The following is a 21,406-nucleotide window of genomic DNA, read 5'->3' on the forward strand; positions in this document are numbered from 1 at the left end:
TAATTTTTTAAAATTTGTAAAGTATTATTATTGAAAATTTTTAAAAAATTATTTTCTTACAGTAATATTCATAAAAATTCCATATGATCTTCAAATTCTATTTCTCTTTCATATAAATGTACCACTTTAATGGTATTTATCATATTTACACATTAAATATCTATGAGCTCTTGTTAATAAATAATGTATATTTTTAGAAACTCCTTTCCTACAAAAATAAAAAAAGTCAGCAAAACTGACTTTTTACCCGGCTATTTTTTCTCTTTTCATTTCCTCTATTACTTTCGTATACTTCTCATCATCAAATTCATTTTCACTTTTTGCAACAACTACAGTTGCAATACCGTTACCAATTAAATTAACGATAGCACGTGCTTCTGACATGAAACGATCTACACCAAGTAATAGCGCTAAACCTTCTAATGGGATAACATTCATTGCAGATAAAGTAGATGCTAGCACAATAAAACCTCCACCAGTTACTGCTGCTGCTCCTTTAGATGTAACTAACAAAATAGCTATTATAGTTAATTGTTGACCTAGTGAAAGATCGACGTGAAAAACTTGAGCTAAAAATATAGTTGCCATTGATAAATAAATCGTTGTTCCATCTAAGTTAAAAGAATAACCTGTTGGAATGACTAAACCTACTACTGGTTTCGAACACCCGAAGTCTTCCATCTTTGTCATCATTCGCGGCAGTACTGATTCTGACGATGATGTCCCAAGAACAATAAGTAATTCTTCTTTAATATGCGCTAAATATTTCCACAAACTAAATTTGTACAGTTTACAAATAAAATTTAAAACAATAAAAACAAATAATGCCATTGTCGCATATACACAAATCATTAATTTGCCAAGTGGTATGAGCGTGCTTAAACCATACTTCCCAATTGTAAATGCCATCCCACCGAATGCTCCAACCGGTGCTAATTTCATTACAATTGATAAAATGTTAAAAAATACTTTCGATAATCTTTCAAAAAAGTCAATAACCGGTTGTCCATTTTTCCCTAACATCGTTAACCCTGCGCCGAATAAAATGGAGAAGAACAGAACTTGTAAAATATCACCTTTGGCGAATGCTTCAAACATGTTAGACGGCACGATATGTAAAAAGAAATCCATCCATTTCATTTCTTGTCCGCTTTGTACATATTGCGAAACATCTCCGCCCTTTAGTTTTGAGGGATCTAATCCGTCTCCGGGACGCACAACATTCGCTACGATGATACCAATAATTAAAGCCGCTGTTGTAACAATTTCAAAATATAATAGTGCCTTCCCACCAACACGGCCTACCTTTTTCATACTTCCCATACTTGCAATACCGAGCACAATTGTTAAAAAGATAATCGGTGCAATTACCATTTTAATCATATTGATGAATGTTTCACCAATTGGCTTCATTTGTTGTCCAACACTCGGCCAAATTGCCCCTACTGCAATACCACAAATAATGGCCACTATAACTTGGAATGTTAAATTCTTTGCAATTCTCATTTTTGCTACTCCCCTGTATTTTCATTTCTCCCAAACTATTTTAAGCAATAACATTTATTCTATGTGATAGCCCCCTTGCTATTTAACTTAAACCACAATTTTATGTTACACTATTATCTTTAATTTGAAAATAGTATATAACATTTAAAAATAAATGACATACTATTATACACAATAAAAAGCAGACATTACGTCTGCTTTAATTCTCCTCAATTTGCTTTTCACTTAACCCTAGATGTGTTCTAAGAGTATTACTCAAACTCTGCAAATCTTTTTTATTAGGATTATAATAATATACACGTTGCCCATTTGGACCATTAGGTAAATATAAATCATCACCAGCTAGTTGTATTTTTTCAACTGAACCGTTTAAACCGTATTTATAAAAAGATAAAATATCATCCATTACTAAGTTTGTTTTAAAATCGTCGTCAACTGCCTCAACTATTTTTTCTAGCTTCGTAATCGATCCTATACTTTTTAATTTACTTAAAATCGATTCAATAACAAGTTGTTGCCTCTGCCCTCTCATCGCATCACTATCAATATGGCGCGTTCTTGCTAGTGCAAGTGCTTCTTCCCCATTTAATTTTTGCAATCCTTTTTTCAAATGAATCGCATCAGGTTCATCTTTACTATTTTGCTCCGTAAATTCAACTGGGACATCTACTTCAATACCATCTAACCCATCAACAATTTTAGTAAAGGAACCAAAATTAAATTTCACAAAATAATCAACGGGCACTTGTAACAATTTTTCTACCGCTTCCACAGAAGCTTGCGGTCCTCCATCTTTACCATTTTTAACGAAACCACTTCCATATGCATGGGTTATTTTATCTTTTTTCTTTTCAACTGGAACGTATGTATATGTATCACGCGGTATGCTCGTTAATTTCACTGTTTTATCGTCTTTATTAAAAGTCGCTAACAATAATGCATCTGTATGAAATGCACCATTATACTCCTTTTGTCGTTCTTGATTTTCATCAATTCCCATAATTAAAAGTGAAACATGATTTGCAATTGGCTTTACAGATTTCTCACGTAAATTGGATTTTTCACCTCGTGCTAAATTCAAATTAGATTTTTGTACGAGACTAGAAGTTTTCATATATACATAGGCTCCATAGCCAATTCCACCAAATAGCAATACCGCTAGTAGTAAACTTATTATCGTTTTCTTTTTATATTTTTGCTTATTTTTCTCTTCTCTTAAAGATGAATGATTCCCCATTTACTCTCCTCCTGTTTCTATTCATCCAATATGTTTTTCATATTTAGCGCTATCCTTTTGAAACATACTTTCTTTCAATCCCTTATCTATTTGTATCCATTCTGTCGTAAGTGAATATTGAATCAAGCCTTCTTGAAAACTAAGAAATTTCAACATAATCCCTGTATTTTTCTCCACAACCATTTCGAATTTCCCTCTTAAATCTTCAGAGGTGCTAACAGGCATCTCTATATTGATGACTCCTTCAATTTTGTAACAATCTAATCCAAGATATTTCGTTTCTTTATAATTCCAATCTTTATATCGAATTAACAAATCTGCGAATTCTGATTGAATACTATATTTCGCTAGTCCTACATATTCATCATCATATCGCTTTTTTTCACCTGATTTTCTCAATAACCTTTCCGTAGGATTTAACTTTAATAATTCATTGTTTCTTTCTTTCGGGTTCCATTTTGTCTCTTTATAGGTATACTTCTCATCATCAAACTCTTTTTTCTTGCCCTCGTTATATATAATTGTTCGTTTTTTCGCTAGTTTATCTTCTTTCGAAGAGATACCTCTTTGTTTTTCCGTATCAATTGCATACTTATATGTTGTAGCAATTCTTGATGAGCTAGAATATTCCTCAAATTGTCCTGAACTATTTTTAAAATAATCAATAGAATCTAGCATCTTTTGATGAATCTTTTCTTTATCTGGATAATGTACATTTGATTTTATTTCTTCTTCATTTTCATAATCAGAAAACGCTTTTTTCTTTACATATTCAAATACTCCACCGTTTTGCGCGAAACTTTGTATAGAAAACTCAGACATAGATACCACTGAAAGTATACAAACCGCTGCACTAATTATCATCATATGGATTTTGTAACTCTTCTTTTTTACCTGAAGATTATGTAGTGTACCATTAATCTTCTCATTTAACTCTGGAGGTACTATAACATTTTCATTTTTTATTCTCTTTTTTAATTTCTCATCAAATAATTTTTCACTATCCACCCTTTACACCCCCTATTCCATCTTTAATCGTTTTTGTAGTTGTTCCCTCGCACGCGATAATCTTGATTTCACTGTTCCTTTCGGTATTTCTAACAGCTTCGCAATACTATCTTGATTCATATCTTCATAGTAATAAAGCACCGTAACAGCTCTTAATTCTTCATGTAACGATTGAATCGCATTATACAAATCTATATCTTCATACTGATCACACGCACTCATATTGTAATCATTCTCTTCTGTCACAATTACATTTTTATACGCTCTAATAATATTGTTACACTCATTCATTAAAATTCGAATTAACCAAGTTTGAAAAAACTCTTCTTTTTTTAGTTTTTTTATATTTTCATAAGCTTTTAAAATTGTTGTCTGTATCGCGTCCTCTATATTTGTCTCATCACGTAACATCGCCTTTGCTATTCGATACATCTTCACTTTTTCTGTATGTATAAGCGTTATAAAGGCTTCATGATCGCCTTTTTTCGCTAAAGAAACATCGGTTTCTTCTTTTATAATCATTTTATATAAAGGGATTACTTTCACAATTGCTCCTCCTGTTTCATCCTCACTTCAAATTTAACTTTACATGTATTAGACGTAGGAACCTAGGAAAAGGTTCATTTTTTTGAATATTTTTGTAAATAAAAAGACAAATATCCTTTATAAGTGTTATGTAATAAACATACTAGATTTAATTTACAAATAAAAAAAGCCCACTTTCTCAGTGGACTTTCTACTTTACAACGGTAAATCCCTCTTCTTAAAAACTACAATTGCTACTATGAAAATACAAAGTGCTCCAGCAGTTAAACCTATACTTACCGGCCATATATTATACGTTCCTTCAGCAATTTCTTTCGGATGAAACAGCGTGAATAATGATAGACTTCTCATCCACTCTAACTTATCACTTAATTTACCTACCATATCCAATACGAAAAATAAGATAGTTAAACTCGCTGAATAACTTAGTGCCTTTCTTTCGTCATTACATATACAAGAAAAGAAAAATGAATACGCACTAACGACTAAAAATATGAGCCCTCCGACTACATTTATCTTCAAAAATAATTCTTTATTTAAGTTATTATCTTGTAAAAACCATTCTGCACCTACTAACCCAGCTACATACGTAACAGATACAATAATCAGAAGTCCCAATATGAGAACAGCAGCTTGTGTAATAGCAATTTCCACTCTAGATACAGGTGTTGCTAACAAGTATGCCATTGCTCCTTTATCTACATGACGAGCAATTAAATGTGTTGCAACTGTTACACAAAAAATTGTTAAAATGATAATAAACAATAGACTATAGTATTCACCAGCTAAAAAATCCATTACGTTTTGAATCGGACTTTCCATACCAACGATTTTTTTCACACTATCAGGCATGGCAGCTATTAGTTCATTTAGCCCTTTCGCTGATACCATTGACGGGAATATCCAAATTAATAACCACAAATATAAAGCCGCACCAAACGCATAACTCAAAATATTTTTTTGTGTTTCTTTCAAACTAGCTAAAAATAATTGCTTATTCATGCGTTACCCCTTCTTTCTTATCGTAATAATGCATAAATAAATGTTCTAAATCCATCGCTCTCGTTTGAAGTGCCGTTACATTATAGTTTGAAATTGTTTGTAAAACAGTTTGATAGTTTCCTTGTACAATGATAGATGCCTCTCTACCTTTTACCACTTCAAATTGCAAATTACACTTTGTAAGAGATTCAATCTCTTCTTGCGATGATACGGTTACATCTATTACCTGTCGTCTCATACTTTGTAAATCGTGAATATTTTCAACCGTTACGAGTCGACCATCTTTAATAATCGCTACTCGATCACACGTACGCTCAATTTCAGTGAAAATATGTGATGACATTAGGATTGTTTTTCCTCTTTGCTTTTCCTCTAATATTAATTCTATAAATACTTGCTGCATAAGTGGATCAAGTCCAGATGTTGGTTCATCTAAAATTAACACCTCTGGATCGTGCATAAATGCAGCAACTATCCCCACTTTTTGCTTCATTCCTTTAGACATTTTGCGAATCGGTGTTTTCACATCAAATTGCAGACGATCTATCAGTTCATCTCGTCTTGTCGTATCCTTTAATCCACGCATTCCTTGCATTAATTTTAAAAACTCTAATCCGTTCATTCCTTCAATAAAAGAAATTTCACCCGGTAGATAACCAACTTCCCTTTGAATTTTCGCTGCTTCATTCCAACAATCTAATCCAAAAATTGTCGCTTTACCAGCTGTCGGTTTTATAAATCCCATTAAATTACGAATCGTCGTTGATTTCCCGGCACCATTCGGTCCTAAATAACCAAATACTTCTCCCTCTTTTACATCAAATGTAATATGAAACAAACCTTTTCCATTCGAAAACTGTTTTGTGACATCCTGAACTGAAATCATAATTCCACCTCATTTTTTGAAATATTTAATATGTGATATTTCAAAATCATTGTACTCCTCATCTTTCATATTCGCAACAACTTTTTGAAATATTTATTAGTCCATATTTCAAAATTATTGTTTTCCATTATTTTTTCTTGTATATTTTAAGTGAGGTGATTGCATTGAACGGATTTGAAAGAGTAAAAGAAAAGAAAAAACGTGCCATTAAAGAAGCAGCATTCGTATTATTTTCAGAACGTGGATTTAATGAAGTGAAAATAGAACATATCGCAAAAGAAGCGAACGTTTCTCAAGTTACAATTTATAATCATTTCGGAAGTAAAGATGCGTTATTTAGGGAGCTTATACAAGAATTTATCATATCTGAATTTCAATATTATAAAGAGCTTGCAGAAGAAAAATTACCTTTTCATGATATGATGCAAAAAATGATTGTAAGAAAAATGAATACTGGCGGGTTATTTCAACCTGATATGTTACTACAAATGATGCAAAGGGACGAAGAACTCCGGAAGTTTATTTATAGTTATCAAAATGAAAAAATCCTGCCCTGGTATTTAGAAATATTAGAACGAGCGCAGCGCAAAAACGAAATTAATCCTCACCTTACTAAAGAAATGATGTTACTTTACATTCAAATGTTTACAAAATTAGGTGATGAATTTGGAGCACAACTTCTTGAAGGAGATCGTGAAAAACATATACAAGATATCGTTACGATGTTCTTTTATGGACTCTCCGTCCCAGAAAAATAATTTTTCTAAAGAACAAATAGAATTACCAAAAAGCCCTTTGGATATTTAAATCGCAAGGGCTTTTTCATATCAAAAAATGTCTAAAACTAACTTTATCTTAAAGAAGTTAAATGCTTCTTTATAGATAACACCTTATTATAGATTAACTCTTTTAGCATAACAGGCTGAATTGAAATAATCGTTTCACCGAAATTCAGAAAATAATTTGAAATAAAATCAAATTCTTGCTTGTTAAAATAGCCTGTTATAATGTAATTTTCATTTTCCTTTTGCATCCTCATGGAAGGGTAATTCTCTTTATCAAAAATGTCTTTTCCTTTTTGATTAACAATGACGCTAAAATTAATTGCATCCGGCTTTCTGTGAAAAGTAGTAAGATAACTTAATAATTCTTCAAGATTTTTTGGATTAATATTGCTCGTTTCCACAATAGAAAGAATTTTATCACATCTAATTATTTGAACATTATTCGTCTCAAAATTAAAGATTTTAGCATACCACTGGCCAAATTTAGATTCTATTCGAATAAATTGGGCAACCAATGCTTTCTCCTCACCTTTTTTTAAATATGTTAAATGATAAACTCGCTCAGCAAAAATCCCCTGTAAAATTTCTTTTAAGAACGGACTAAAATTACTATGATTTGTTACTTCAAAGGAAAGCGTTCGTTCCATAATTGAAATATTTTTACTCGCATTATCAGGTAATACATGTTTAAATTTATTTTCAAGCGCAATACTTTCTACATTAAATGGTTTTGTCTTGTATCCATTTAGCGTAAGAATTGAAAAATATAAGGCATACATTTCATCCACACTAAAATAAATTGGCGATAAAACACTATTTTCTATAATTTTATAACTTCCATTTCTACCCAATTCAGAATATATGGGTACACCTATTTCTTCCAATGATTGAATATCTCGCAAAGCGGTACTTTTAGAAATATCATATCTAACCATTAAATCTTTTAAATTAAAATATCTTTTATTATTTAAGAAAATAAGCATATCATTTATTCGTTCCGTTTTTTTCATATTTCCCTCCCAAAAAGGTGTCATGTATTGAAACCCTTTTAATCTATATTATAATTATCAACTAATAAAGGAGTTATATATTTATGACATTAGAAATAGCTATTTTTCTTTCAATGAATGGGCAAGCAAAGGAGGCAATTAACTTTTATACACGTCATTTAGAAGCCAAAAAGTTAATGGTTGTTACGTATGAAGAACTGGCGAAAAAAGATAGTTCTTTTAAAATTAAAAGTGAAAATAAAGATCATATTGCTCACTCTGTTTTACAAATTGGGAATACAAAGCTAATGATAGCAGAAGATACAATGAAGCCTAATGAACGTTATAACGTTGGAAATAACATGTCACTTTGCATTCAAAGCGCTAATTTAGAAGAAATACAAAGGTTTTATAATAATTTAATTTCCGATAAGCATGTGAAAATAATCTCTCCCCTAGAAAAAAATATATTTAGTGAAGCATATGGTATTATTGAAGATCCTTATGGCATACAAATCCAATTAATGTATGATAAACGACTAAACTAAATAATTAATCATATTCACATATTCCTAATAAAAAAGACACGAATTTCGTGTCTTTTTTATTTTATAGAAATGACTCTACCCTTTTCACTGCTTTCAATCGCTAATTGAATCAGTTTAATAACATCTAAGCCTTCTTTTGCTGTTACAGGTAGTTTCTCACCATTTAATATACTATCTCGTACACCTTTATAATAATTGTCATAACAACCGACTTCTGTTGGAATGTGCTCTAAGCTTTCTTCTGTTTCTAAAGTAGCAAAATTCTCTTCATCATCTACTCCATAACCATTATCACCTGGCTTCATTCCATTTTTTAATTGCTCTTCCTGCGAATCCATACCGTACTTCACGATAGAACCTTTCTCTCCATGCACTATAAAATGCGGTCCAGCTTTTTTCACATAACTGCTACTACGTAAAATGACACGTTTAGCTCCGTAATGCAGTACTATGTGGAAATAATCATCCACCTCTGCACCTGGTCGTTGTTTTATTACATCTGCACTTATCGCATCTGGTTTCCCAAATATTGATAACGCTTGGTCAATTAAATGCGATCCTAAATCGTATAATATACCGGAACCTGGTAGATTTTTTTCTCTCCATCGATCACGCACATGTGGACGGAAACGATCAAAATTTGATTCATATGCGTATACATTCCCTACTCTGTTTTCTCCTAACAATTTCTTAATTGTTAAGAAATCATTATCAAAACGACGATTATGATATACGCTTAACATTACATTATGCTGCTCTGCTAATGAAATAAGCTCTTCCCCTTCTTCAATTGAAACAACAAATGGTTTTTCTACAACAACATGCTTACCGTTTAAAATTGCTTCTTTTACATATGGAAAATGAGTTGTATTAGGTGATGTAATAACAACTAAGTCAACATCAGCTCGCTTCACCAATTCATCAATTGTACTAACAACATTAGCGTTTGGTAATGTTTCTTTTACTACCTCTTCTTTTGAGGATAATACAGCACGAATATCATATTCTTCTATTGTTTGTAATAGTGGGATATGAAATGTCGTACTAGAAAAACCAAATCCTACAATCCCTACACCTATTTTTTTCATGTTGCCCCTCCATTTGTCCAGCTTTAACGGGCAGTAAGATTCCTAACTCAAAATCCAGCGAAAGCTAAGAAATTAGGTGAGGAGTCAACTGCTCGTTAAAGCCCGATTGGTTCAACTAATAATCAGTGGGGATAAAGAAAATCCCCATTGATTAAAGTTTCGCTTTATGAGAACGATTTCATCCAGTTATTATAACAAGATTATTATTATTTACATAATAAATTGCCTAGAAAAAAGCATCTTGCTACTATTCATAGCAAGATGCTTTTTTTAACCCGATTGAACGGGCAGTAAGGCTCCCGACCGCGAAGGAGTTAGATGGGAGACCAACTGCCCGTTAAAGTCCGATTGGTTCAACTAATAATCAGTGGGGATGAACAAAATCCCCACTGATTATAGTTTCACTTTACTCCGGTCGTTTTTTCGTCCACGTTTCTACTACTTCACCAGTATCATTAACATCTAGCACTAGGCTACCATTACTATACCGGTCTTTATTTCGATACGCTTTCGGATCAATCTCTTCTACAATATTTTTCTCTGTCTTCATATAAACTAATTCATCGTCCCGAACAATTTCAATACCGACAATGCGGTATGGATTACGTTTTAACTCTTTGAAAATAACAAGACCTCGTTTCGCCCTCGTTGATTTCTCAATTTCTGATGCTTTTAGACGTTTTACAGCACCGCGCTGCGTTACGAGAATAAGTTGATCTTTGTCACCATTTAACGGTTTACCAGAAGCGACATAGTCATCTTCTTTTAAATTAATTGCTTTCACACCAGCAGCTCTTACACCGACTGGACTTACTTCATCTTCATGGAAAATAAGTGCATATGCACCATGTGTAGCAAGAACGATATCACTCGTTCCATCTGTCGCAAATATATCGACAACTTCATCACCTTTTTTCAAGTTTACAGCAACGAATGCCCTTGAATAACGCTGAACTTTATATTGATTTAATTCTGTTTTCTTTATCATACCATTTCGTGTTACAAATACGATAAATCGTTTTTCTTCCTCAAAGTTCGGTACAACCGTTACCCAAATGATCGTTTCATCTCGGTCGAGTGAAACGATATTTGCAACGTGCTGACCTAAATCTTTCCAACGAATATCTGGCATTTCGTATACTGGAAGATATATATAGTTCCCTTTACTTGTGAATAAAAGAACTGTTTCAGTCGTATTCGTATCGAATCGTTCAAGTAAGATGTCACCCTCTTTCATACCGAAGTCTTTGCCGTTTGATGCATTATGTGAGCGCCATCCAGTACGTTTCACATATCCTTCTTTCGTTACAGTAACGATGACATCTTCTTGTGGAATCATCACTTCTACGTCTATTTTAATTTCTTCAATTTGTTCTTCAATAATAGCACGGCGATCATCACTATATGTTTTCTTAACTCTCTTCAAATCAGTTTTAATGACTTGAAGTAATCTTTTTTCACTTTGTAAAATTGACTGTAGCTCTAGAATTTTCTTATTAAGCTCATCTGCTTCTTCTTGTAACGCCGTAATGTCTGTATTCGTTAAGCGATATAATTGCAAGGATACAATTGCTTCTGCTTGTGCTTCTGTAAAGCCAAATTTTGCACTTAAATTATCTTTCGCATTACGTTTATCTTTTGAAGCTCGAATTGTCTCGATTACTTGGTCTAAAATCGATAATGCCTTCTTTAAACCTTCTACAATATGTTGACGATTTTCTGCTTTTCTTAATTCATATTGTGAACGTCTCGTAATAACCTCTTTTTGATGTCCAATATAAGCATCCAAAATTTTCGGTAATGTCATAAGTGTTGGACGGCGATTATTGATCGCTACCATATTAAAGTTATATGGAATTTGTAAATCTGTATTTTTATATAAATAATTTAAAATACCTTCGGCGTTTACTTCTTTCTTTAATTCAACAACGATTCGTAAACCAGTACGATCCGTCTCATCACGTACTTCAGCAATGCCATCTAACTTTTTATCTAGACGTAATTCATCCATTTTCTTTACAAGGTTTGCCTTATTCACTTCGTAAGGAATTTCAGTGATTACAATTTGTTGTTTCCCACCGCGCACTGTTTCAATTTCTGCTTTTCCGCGAATAATAATTTTACCTTTTCCTGTTTCATACGCCTTTTTAATACCATCAATCCCTTGAATAATACCGCCTGTTGGGAAATCTGGTCCTTTCATAACTGTTAATAAATCATCAACAGTACTATTTGGCTTATCAATACGCATCATTGTAGCGTCAATAACTTCTCCAAGATGATGCGGAGGAATTTCTGTTGCATAACCAGCGGAAATTCCTGTAGATCCGTTTACTAATAAATTCGGGAACGCTGCTGGTAATACAACCGGTTCTTCACTCGTATCATCAAAGTTTGACACGAATTCAACTGTTTCTTTATCAAGATCACGTAATAATTCAGATGCGATTGGTGATAAACGAGCTTCCGTATAACGCATCGCTGCCGCTGGGTCCCCATCAACACTACCGTTATTACCATGCATTTCAACTAAAACATTACGTACTTTCCAAGTTTGGCTTAAGCGAACCATTGCTTCATATACAGAGGAATCTCCATGTGGATGATAATTACCAATAACATTACCTACTGTTTTAGCTGATTTACGAAACGCTTTATCATGTACATTACCTTCTACATACATAGAATATAAAATACGTCTTTGTACTGGCTTTAAGCCATCACGTGCATCTGGAAGTGCACGATCTTGAATAATATATTTACTATAACGTGCAAAGCGGTCACCTAACACGTCTTCAAGCGGGAGGTCATGAAACTTCTCTGCTTGCATGTTATTCCACCTCCGTCTCCATAATCATTTCATTTTCTAAAATATTTCCTTCTTCTTGCATACCAAACTGTACATTACGTTCAATCCATTTACGGCGCGGTTCTACTTTATCGCCCATTAATGTTGTAACGCGACGCTCTGCTCTTGCTGCATCATCAATTTTCACGCGAATTAATGTACGCGTTTCAGGATTCATTGTTGTTTCCCATAATTGATCCGCATTCATTTCACCAAGTCCTTTATAACGTTGTAACATATAGCCTTTGCCAACTTTTTTCGTTACACCGTCTAATTCCTCATCTGACCAAGCGTATTCAATTACCTCACTCTTACCTTTCCCTTTACTTACCTTGTATAAAGGAGGAAGTGCGATAAACACTTTACCGGCTTCGATAAGTGGCTTCATATATCTGTAGAAGAACGTTAATAACAATACTTGAATATGAGCTCCATCCGTATCTGCATCGGTCATAATAACAACTTTATCGTAGTTAATATCTTCAACAGCGAATTCATTTCCTACACCGCCGCCAATTGCATAAATAATTGTATTAATCTCTTCATTCTTAAAAATATCAGCAAGCTTTGCTTTCTCCGTATTAATTACTTTACCACGCAATGGTAGTACCGCCTGAAAACGACGATCTCGCCCTTGCTTTGCTGAACCGCCAGCCGAGTCACCCTCTACTAAATACAATTCGTTTTTCTGAGGGTTACGTGATTGTGCAGGTGTTAACTTCCCGCTTAAAGTACCTTCTGATTTTTTCTTTTTCTTACCACTACGTGCTTCTTCTCTCGCTTTACGAGCAGCCTCACGTGCTTGCGCTGCTTTAACTGCCTTTCTCACAAGAAGTGTAGCTACATCCGGGTTTTCCTCTAAAAAGTAAGCTAGATGCTCTGATACAATGGCATCAATAGAAGAACGAGCTTCACTTGTACCAAGTTTCCCTTTCGTTTGTCCTTCAAACTGCAGTACTTCTTCTGGTACACGTACAGAAACGATAGCCGCTACACCTTCACGAATATCTGTACCTTCTAAATTTTTATCTTTTTCTTTTAATAATGAAACTTTACGAGCATACTCATTGAACACACGCGTCATTGCTGTTTTAAATCCAGCTTCGTGTGTTCCACCATCTTTTGTACGTACGTTATTTACAAACGAAAGAATATTTTCTGAGTAACCATCATTAAACTGGAATGCTAGTTCTGCTTCAATCCCGTTTTGTTCACCAGTGAAATATACAACCGGGTGAATTGAATCTTTTTCTTCGTTTAAATATGAAACGAAAGCTTCAATTCCTGTTTCATAATGAAATATATCTTCTAAATCATTACGTTCGTCTTTTATTGAGATTTTCATTCCTTTTAATAAGAATGCAGATTCACGTAATCTCTCACATAATGTTTCATAATTGTAATTTGTCGTACTAAAAATCGTTGTATCTGGTTTGAAATGCATTGTTGTACCAGACTCTTTTGTTTTCCCGATTTTCTCTAACGTTGTTGCAGGAACGCCACCATTTTCAAAGCGTTGTTCATAAATGTTACCATCACGTTTAATTGTTACTACTAACCATTCTGACAAGGCGTTTACAACTGATGCCCCAACACCGTGTAAACCACCACTCGTTTTATAGCCACCTTGACCAAACTTACCACCTGCATGAAGTACAGTTAAAATAACTTCAGGTGTAGGTTTCCCAAGTTTATGCATTCCCGTAGGCATTCCTCGCCCTTTATCTATAACGCTAATACTATTATCTTTATGTATTACGACAGAAATTTCGTCGCCAAATCCCGCTAACGCCTCGTCAACGGAGTTATCTACTATTTCATATACTAAATGATGCAATCCACGGCTATCCGTACTCCCGATATACATACCCGGGCGTTTTCGAACAGCTTCAAGTCCTTCTAACACTTGAATCGCATCTTCATTATATTGGAACTGATGCTTCGCCAAACTCCTTGCCCCTTTCCTAATCCAAAATCAGAACATATGTTTCTATTATAGAATAACGCCTCGACTATAGTTTTGGCAAGTTATCTTATCTCTTTTATATACCATTTTCAATAGAAAAATCCTTGTTTTCTCACAAGGATTCCTCTAGGCTACTATTTCAGAAAAATAATCGTTTGTCAACGAGAAATGGATATGTATTCCAAGATTACACATTCCAAACCTTTATTATGATCCAAATGATCAAAATCCAAAATGGGATTACAAATAACAATCCCCAAAAACAGCCTTTAAAAAATCTCATGATGAACACCTCGTTCATCGGCCCTACTTATCTATAATGAGGGCTGAATCAATCTTTCTAACTTTAAGTCTATACTATTTTGTCATCGCATGTTCTACTTTAATACAACGATCCATTATTACAGTATAGTCTTTTTCTTTTAAAAGTTTATATGTATCTTCATCTTGTACTCCTAATTGTGCCCAAAAAACATCTGCATCAATCTCGACAAATTCTTTTGCAACATCCATTAAAAACTCTGAGCGACGAAATACATTTACAATGTCAACGTGTTCCTTAATATCCTTTAGTGAAGAAACTGCCTTTTCTCCAAGCACCTCATTTACTGTTGGATTAACTGGAATAATGCGGTATCCAGCATCTTGCATTGCTTTTGAAACCATATACGATGTACGTTCTGGCTTATCTGATAATCCAACAACCGCAATTGTTTTGCTTTTCTTTAACACTTCACCAATTTCCGTACGAGTTGGGTTTTCAATTGTCATAATTAATCCCTCCTATTCCTTTAGTATAGCCGATAAAGAAAGTCTCTTTCAATATGAAAGAGACTTTCTTTTATTTCGATTATTGATTCTTTGTAGCTGAATTATCTGCTAAAGTAGCTGTTTTCGTCATTTTTTGACCGTTACGGTAGAATGTGACTTCTACTTTCTCGCCTACTTTTTTCTTTTCATATAAATATTTACGGAATTGAAGTGAATTTTCTACTTTTTGATCATCTAATGCTACGACAATATCATATTGCTCTAAACCAGCTTTTTCTGCCGGTGATATTGGGTAAATTTTACCTAATACAACACCATTAGTTACTTCTTTCGGTACTTTCAATTGATTGACTGCATAAGCTTGCACATCTTCTAACGAAACGACACCTACTCCAAGAGCTGGACGTTTTACTACTCCGTCTTTTTCAAGTGATTCAATAACTGGCTTTGCGATATTAATTGGAATAGCAAATCCAATTCCTTCAACTTCTTGTTGTGCAATTTTACTTGAATTAATCCCAATTATTTCACCGTTTTGGTTAAATAATGCACCACCACTGTTACCAGGATTAATCGCTGCATCTGTTTGAATAACTTGTGCTTGCCAATCTGGGCGTTTATCCCCATCAATATCAACTGGGATTTCGCGTTCTTTACTACTGATTATACCTTCCGTTACACTTCCGTCAAATCCAAGTGGGTTACCGATTGCAATCGCTTTTTCACCCGCACGAAGTTTACTTGAGTCACCTAAAGTTGCAACTTTATTTACATTAGCCCCATCAATTTCAACAACAGCTAAGTCTAACCAAGGATCTTTCCCTACTAACTTTGCATCTACCTTTTTACCATCACTTAGCTTTACAGCAAGTTTATTCGCTCCATCTACTACGTGGTTGTTTGTTACAATATATGCTTTATTTCCTGCTTTTTTATAAATAACACCTGATCCTGAACCAGCTTGTTGTTCTTGACCTGTCGGTTGCATTGCAAATGGATCAACGCTTTGTTGCATATTAATAACGCCTACAACAACATCTTTCGCTCCTTCAATCATACCAGGTAAATCAGTTTCATTTTTCGCTTTATTTACAACAGGAACTACAGTACCTTCTACTTTTGAATCCGAACTAAATGATGATACTGGTGCTCCATTATTTTGAGCCCATGGCATATATGGTGCTGCAAAACTAATCGAAACCGCTCCGACTACAGCTCCCACTAAACCTGTGAAGAAATAGCCTTTTTTACTACCTGATTTTCTCACTTCTCTCGTTTCACTATGCTCTTCATTTAAATTTGGTCCGTCGTAATATCCCATGTTTTATTTCCCCTCTCTGGTGAATTCGTATTTTCAGTATAGTCACGTTTTGTGTCCTTCTTGTGAACTCATCGTGAAATCCAATTAAAAAAATACTCCTATCTAACATTGTAGACAAGAAAAGTATTTTTTGTACATTCTACCTTCAAAAGAGAGTATAAAATTGCCATTTTCCTAGGCTAAATTACACAAATTGTTCTAGATTATTCTTCAAATTTATAACCAACTCGAATAACAGTACCGATATGCTTCGCTTTATCTCCTAACTTATTTCGAAGTTTTTTAATATGGGTATCAACCGTTCGGTCATCACCGTAATAGTCATATCCCCATAACTGGTCTAATAAATGTTGACGTGATAATACGATTCCTTTGTTCTCCATTAAATAAACGAGAAGTTCAAATTCTTTATGTGTCAATATAATTTCTTCTCCATCTACTAAAACAGTTCTAGATAGACGATTCACTTCAATTCCAGCTAAAGACATAGCATTTTCTTCCGCTACTCCTACCGCGCCATCCGCACGTTTCAATAACGTCTTTGCACGAGCTACTAACACTTTCGGACTAAATGGTTTCGTTACATACTCGTCTGCACCTAATTCGAAACCTAGCAATGTATCATCCTCATCCGAACGTGCTGTCAACATAATAATTGGTACTGCTGATTCTTTTCTAATTCGTCTACAAACAGACCATCCATCTATTTCCGGTAACATAATATCTAACATAATTAAATCAATTTCATGCTCTGCAAATAACTCTAACGCTTTCTTTCCATCTTCTGCTTTGATTACTTCAAAGCCTTCATTACGAAAATAATCACTAACAATTTCACGTAATCTTCTTTCGTCTTCAACAAGCAATACTGTTTTATTCATATAATCTATCCCGCCTTTTTACTCTTTCAATCGAATAATACGTTGATTGGAGCTTCCGCGAAATGGAAGTGTTAAATCTTTTTTCTCAATTTCAAACCTTCCATCGACTAAAACATCCCCATAATGTAACAACTCTATCATATCATTATTTTGGGAACTCTGTATCTCTTCTAACGTATAACCTGTATACATCCATAGGTTTTTTTTCAAATCTTTCACGATTTTTGCTACCTTTTTCACTTCAGCAGCTTGAAAAAATGGATCTCCACCTGAAAATGTTACATCAGTTAATGGATTACTTGCAATCTCTTTCACAATTTCTTCTACTGTCATTTCCGTTCCGTTGCAAATATTCCACGATTTCGGATTATGGCAACCGACACAACGATGCGGACAGCCCGCAAAAAACACGACTGTCCGCAATCCTTCTCCATCTACTACACTATCATGAATAATATTCATCACTTTCATTTATGTTTCACCCGATCTATCTCTTCACTACGTTTCGCACTATTCCACTTCGACATATCTCCTACAAGATAGCCTGTTATACGGCGAATTCTTTCTATATTAGCCTCATCTTCATTCCCGCAACTTGGACATTCATTTCCAATAACCCCGTGATAACTACAGCACTTACAACGGTCAACAGGATGATTAATTGAACCGTATCCAACGCCATGTTCTGCCATGGCTTGTATAATTTGTTTTAATGCCTTTTTGTTATGCATCGCTGCTCCGTCCAGTTCAATATACGTAATGTGTCCTCCATTACAGAGAGCATGGAACGGGCCTTCTAAACGGATTTTATTTATCGCTTGAATGTTATAATAAACTGGAATATGGAATGAATTCGTATAGTAATTATGGTTCGTTATACCGCTAATCACGCCAAATTCTTCTCTATCTTTTTTCACAAACTTTCCTGATAATCCTTCTGCTGGAGTTGCAATTATCGAGAAATTTAGTTGATGTTCTTCTGTCGCTTTATCCATTCTATCTCTCATAAAGGAAATAATTTCGTACCCAAGTTTCCATGATTCTTCATCTTCCCCATGATGCTTTCCTGTTAAAGCTACTAAACATTCCGCAAGACCGATAAAACCAACACTTAACGTCCCTTGTTTTAAAATCGAAGCTACGGAGTCTTCAGGCTGCAATGCTTCTCCACCACGCCATACACCTTGTGAATATAAAAACTGAAAATCTCTTGCTCGCTTCGTACATTGATACGCAAATCTTTCTAATAACTGCTTAATTCCTAAATCTAAATAGTAGTTTAGCGCTTCAAAAAATGCTTCTTTTGAACCACTAATTAACGCTAATTTCACTAAGTTGATAGACGTAAATGATAAATTCCCTCTACCAATCGCGGTTTCTTCTCCATGTATATTAGACATAACACGGGTACGACATCCCATGTAACATACTTCACTTTCTGGTCTTCCATCATAATGCACTGCATTAAACGGAGCATCTAAAAATGAAAAGTTAGGGAATAATCGCTCTGCAGTTGTCTCTAATGCTAATTCAAATAAATCGTAATTCGGATCACTTTCTTCAAAATTCACACCTTTTTTCATCTTGAAAATTTGAATCGGAAAAATTGGTGTCTCTCCTTTACCAAGTCCAGCTTGTGTTGCTTTTAATAGTTGTTTAATTAACATTCTTCCTTCTTTTGATGTATCTGTTCCGTAATTAATAGAAATAAACGGTACTTGTCCTCCGCCCCTACTATGCATACTATTCGAATTATGAACGAAAGCCTCACACGCTTGATACGTATCATTTTCCGTTTCTTTCCATGCAAATTCTTCTATTTGTTCTTTCGTAAGCGGATATGATTGTAATCGTTTTTTATGTCTCTCAATTGTTTTTCGTACATAAGGTGCTAAATCAATATCAAAGAGTGCAAACGATTGACCGCCATGCTGCATATTTTGATTCGCTTGAAAAATAATAGACGAAAGAGCCAATGCACTTTTAATGTCTTGTGGTTGTCTCATATGTCCATGTCCAGTATGAAAACCGTTAGCAAGCATTTGCGCTAACGGAATTTGCGAACAAGTCGTCGTTCCTGTCGCATAAAAATCTAAATCATGTGGATATAATATATTTTCATTTATCGCTTTTTTCACTTGATCTGACAATAAATTCTCAACAGCATAATATTTTGCACTCTCAGATGCGAATGTTCCCATTACACCCATTGGAGAGCGGCCGTCTACGTTTGCATTTTCTTGCATTAAATCTTGTTCATTGCCGTGGACTATCGTCTCGAACACTTTCATTAATTCTTCTCCACGTGTATTATTTTGTAACATTTATAACCCTCCACCAATATGTTGTTGTCTTTTGATTAAAATGTTACTACATATAGTCTTGCTGTTTCTGTGAGAAATGTAACATTACTGTGAAATTTTTTTCACGAAATAATGAATTTTTCATTTACAAAAAAGAAATGTGCTCTTTACAAATGTATGGTACAATATACGGGAAAAACTCTTTTTACCCTTTATCAACACATTTGAATAAAGGAGACTGAACTTATGGTTACTACATATCTTTTATTTATCGTTGCCTACTTGCTTGGCTCGATTCCATTTGCACTAGTTGTTGGAAAAATTGGCTACGGAATCGATATTCGTGAGCACGGGAGCGGTAATCTAGGCGGAACAAACACATTCCGTACATTAGGGAAAAAAGCAGGTTTTACCGTTACAATTGCTGACATTTTAAAAGGGACATTAGCAACAAGTCTACCAATGATTTTCGGATTAGATATTCACCCACTATGGTTCGGGTTAGCGGCTGTTCTTGGACATGTCTACCCGATCTTCGCGAAATTCCGTGGTGGTAAAGCAGTTGCAACTTCTGCTGGGGTGCTATTATGCTATTCACCAGTTGTTTTTGCAATATTGGCTGTTGTATTTTTCACCCTTTTATTTACAACAAGATACGTATCACTTTCTTCTATGGTAACAGCAGTTGTTGCTGTTATTGCATCCATTGTTAGCGGGGATAAAATCTTCATTATTGCGATGTGTTTATTAGCAGGTATGGTTATTTATAAACACCGTGCAAATATCGGACGAATTATAAATAAAACTGAACCAAAAGCAAACTTTTCAAAAAAGCAAAAATAAGATCGTAACCCACATAACGCAAAAAGAAAACGTGAAGCATATTAATAGCGTCTTTTTGCGTTATTTTTTATACTAAAGAAAAAGCAACATAACTTGGAGGAACTATACATGAATCTTTCCGTAACAAAAGAAGCAGCACAATGGTATAAAAATGAATTAAACTTACAATCAAATGAAACACTACGCTTTTTCGTACAATACGGTGGTTGCAGTACTGTGCAAAAAGGACTTTCTTTAGGTATTCGTAAAGATGATCCTGCACACCCTGCTGTTCAAATTCAAGAAGAAGGTATTAACTTCTTTATTGAAGGCGATGATGAATGGTTCTTCGATGGACATAATTTATCTGTTACACTTCATGAAGGTGACGACTTCCCACAATTTAATTATGAAAAATAAAAAAGCGCGGCTTCTGCCACGCTTTTTTATTTTTTCTTAATTTCCTCATATTTCGCATACCACTCAGGATATAACTTTTTAAATGATACAGGGCGGAACCCTTCTTTTTTCGCACAAATATTCGTCGTACTTGCAGTAATACAAAGATCACCATCACCATTATATATTTCATATCCATATACAACGCGAAGCGGGCTCACAGTATCGACCCATGTTTTTACGATTGCCTTTTCTCCATAACGCATCGCTTTACGATATGAAATTTGTAAATCTAACACAGGAGAAATAATTCCTTCTTTCTCCATTTCAACATATGAAAAACCTAAATCTTGTATAAGTTTCGTGCGACCTAACTCAAGCCACACTAAGTAGTTTGAATGGTAAACAACACCCATTTGATCTGTTTCCGCATAACGGATTTCAACTTCATGTTCTGCTACAAACATATGTATTCGCCTTCTTTCACTTCTGCTACCTTG

20 protein-coding genes are annotated in these 21,406 nt (G+C 34.4%); 4 read left to right on the top strand and 16 right to left on the bottom strand.

Going from position 1 to position 21,406, the window contains the following annotated elements; all coding sequences use genetic code 11:
* Positions 1 to 243: 243 nt before the first annotated feature.
* The 6 genes from NZ044_RS17645 to NZ044_RS17670 all read right to left on the bottom strand — a co-directional run bounded on the left by NZ044_RS17645 (position 244) and on the right by NZ044_RS17670 (position 6,185).
* Complete coding sequence (locus tag NZ044_RS17645; protein ID WP_001216970.1) at positions 244 to 1,506, bottom strand: dicarboxylate/amino acid:cation symporter; 1,263 nt, start codon at positions 1,504 to 1,506, stop codon at positions 244 to 246.
* 199 nt (positions 1,507 to 1,705) lie between these two features.
* Entirely contained in the window at positions 1,706 to 2,743 is a 1,038-nt protein-coding gene (locus NZ044_RS17650) for an LCP family protein (protein WP_016077386.1), read from the bottom strand.
* A 21-nt stretch (positions 2,744 to 2,764) separates the two neighbouring features.
* Positions 2,765 to 3,751, bottom strand: a complete 987-nt coding sequence (locus tag NZ044_RS17655) for a hypothetical protein (protein ID WP_000376636.1) — start codon at positions 3,749 to 3,751, stop codon at positions 2,765 to 2,767.
* Between the two features lie 12 nt (positions 3,752 to 3,763).
* A complete protein-coding gene (locus NZ044_RS17660) occupies positions 3,764 to 4,297 on the bottom strand; it encodes an RNA polymerase sigma factor (protein ID WP_000864724.1) in 534 nt (177 codons plus the stop codon).
* A 195-nt stretch (positions 4,298 to 4,492) separates the two neighbouring features.
* Entirely contained in the window at positions 4,493 to 5,299 is an 807-nt protein-coding gene (locus NZ044_RS17665) for an ABC transporter permease subunit (protein ID WP_001041417.1), read from the bottom strand.
* Positions 5,292 to 6,185: an ABC transporter ATP-binding protein gene (locus NZ044_RS17670; RefSeq protein WP_000626571.1), complete on the bottom strand. Its 894-nt coding sequence runs from the start codon at positions 6,183 to 6,185 to the stop codon at positions 5,292 to 5,294. The genes NZ044_RS17665 and NZ044_RS17670 overlap by 8 nt, the downstream gene beginning before the upstream one ends.
* Positions 6,186 to 6,340: 155 nt before the next feature.
* On the opposite strand from NZ044_RS17670, the gene NZ044_RS17675 reads away from it, so the two are divergent.
* Positions 6,341 to 6,943 carry a TetR/AcrR family transcriptional regulator gene (locus NZ044_RS17675; protein ID WP_003309799.1) on the top strand — a complete coding sequence of 201 codons (603 nt, stop codon included), beginning with the start codon at positions 6,341 to 6,343 and terminating at the stop codon, positions 6,941 to 6,943.
* Positions 6,944 to 7,035: 92 nt separating this feature from the next.
* On the opposite strand, the gene NZ044_RS17680 is transcribed toward NZ044_RS17675, so the two are convergent.
* The gene (locus NZ044_RS17680; protein WP_000187492.1) at positions 7,036 to 8,004 is read right to left on the bottom strand and encodes a helix-turn-helix transcriptional regulator; all 969 of its coding nucleotides are present in this window, start codon (positions 8,002 to 8,004) and stop codon (positions 7,036 to 7,038) included.
* 59 nt (positions 8,005 to 8,063) lie between these two features.
* Between NZ044_RS17680 and NZ044_RS17685 the strand changes: the two genes are divergently transcribed.
* Positions 8,064 to 8,507 (top strand): VOC family protein, encoded by a 444-nt coding sequence (locus tag NZ044_RS17685; RefSeq protein ID WP_000171339.1) that lies wholly within the window; start codon positions 8,064 to 8,066, stop codon positions 8,505 to 8,507.
* Between the two features lie 56 nt (positions 8,508 to 8,563).
* On the opposite strand, the gene NZ044_RS17690 is transcribed toward NZ044_RS17685, so the two are convergent.
* The 8 genes from NZ044_RS17690 to NZ044_RS17725 form a co-directional block, all read right to left on the bottom strand.
* Positions 8,564 to 9,595, bottom strand: a complete 1,032-nt coding sequence (locus tag NZ044_RS17690) for an oxidoreductase (protein ID WP_000719767.1) — start codon at positions 9,593 to 9,595, stop codon at positions 8,564 to 8,566.
* A 406-nt stretch (positions 9,596 to 10,001) separates the two neighbouring features.
* Entirely contained in the window at positions 10,002 to 12,425 is a 2,424-nt protein-coding gene (gene parC, locus NZ044_RS17695; protein WP_001147460.1) for a DNA topoisomerase IV subunit A, read from the bottom strand.
* A gap of 1 nt (position 12,426) precedes the next feature.
* Complete coding sequence (gene parE, locus NZ044_RS17700) at positions 12,427 to 14,391, bottom strand: DNA topoisomerase IV subunit B (protein WP_001062195.1); 1,965 nt, start codon at positions 14,389 to 14,391, stop codon at positions 12,427 to 12,429.
* A gap of 375 nt (positions 14,392 to 14,766) precedes the next feature.
* On the bottom strand, positions 14,767 to 15,180 hold the full coding sequence (locus NZ044_RS17705; protein WP_000151394.1) for a CoA-binding protein: 414 nt from the start codon (positions 15,178 to 15,180) through the stop codon (positions 14,767 to 14,769).
* Positions 15,181 to 15,259: 79 nt separating this feature from the next.
* Positions 15,260 to 16,501, bottom strand: coding sequence for a S1C family serine protease (locus NZ044_RS17710; RefSeq protein ID WP_000542642.1), 1,242 nt, complete (start codon positions 16,499 to 16,501; stop codon positions 15,260 to 15,262).
* A 203-nt stretch (positions 16,502 to 16,704) separates the two neighbouring features.
* Positions 16,705 to 17,382, bottom strand: coding sequence for a response regulator transcription factor (locus NZ044_RS17715; RefSeq protein ID WP_340949896.1), 678 nt, complete (start codon positions 17,380 to 17,382; stop codon positions 16,705 to 16,707).
* Between the two features lie 18 nt (positions 17,383 to 17,400).
* A complete protein-coding gene (gene nrdG, locus NZ044_RS17720) occupies positions 17,401 to 17,853 on the bottom strand; it encodes an anaerobic ribonucleoside-triphosphate reductase activating protein (RefSeq protein WP_000867078.1) in 453 nt (150 codons plus the stop codon).
* Positions 17,850 to 19,706, bottom strand: coding sequence for an anaerobic ribonucleoside triphosphate reductase (locus NZ044_RS17725; RefSeq protein WP_000940081.1), 1,857 nt, complete (start codon positions 19,704 to 19,706; stop codon positions 17,850 to 17,852). The genes nrdG and NZ044_RS17725 overlap by 4 nt, the downstream gene beginning before the upstream one ends.
* A 225-nt stretch (positions 19,707 to 19,931) precedes the next feature.
* Between NZ044_RS17725 and plsY the strand changes: the two genes are divergently transcribed.
* Together plsY and NZ044_RS17735 are read left to right on the top strand one after the other, a co-directional pair.
* On the top strand, positions 19,932 to 20,528 hold the full coding sequence (gene plsY, locus NZ044_RS17730; RefSeq protein WP_000258974.1) for a glycerol-3-phosphate 1-O-acyltransferase PlsY: 597 nt from the start codon (positions 19,932 to 19,934) through the stop codon (positions 20,526 to 20,528).
* A gap of 108 nt (positions 20,529 to 20,636) precedes the next feature.
* A complete protein-coding gene (locus NZ044_RS17735; RefSeq protein ID WP_001054452.1) occupies positions 20,637 to 20,927 on the top strand; it encodes a HesB/YadR/YfhF family protein in 291 nt (96 codons plus the stop codon).
* 26 nt (positions 20,928 to 20,953) lie between these two features.
* On the opposite strand, the gene NZ044_RS17740 is transcribed toward NZ044_RS17735, so the two are convergent.
* Positions 20,954 to 21,373: an acyl-CoA thioesterase gene (locus NZ044_RS17740; protein WP_000495808.1), complete on the bottom strand. Its 420-nt coding sequence runs from the start codon at positions 21,371 to 21,373 to the stop codon at positions 20,954 to 20,956.
* Positions 21,374 to 21,406 lie beyond the last annotated feature (33 nt).

The organism is Bacillus sp. FSL K6-1338, assembly GCF_038006965.1.
In the GTDB taxonomy this organism is placed as follows: domain Bacteria; phylum Bacillota; class Bacilli; order Bacillales; family Bacillaceae_G; genus Bacillus_A; species Bacillus_A thuringiensis_S.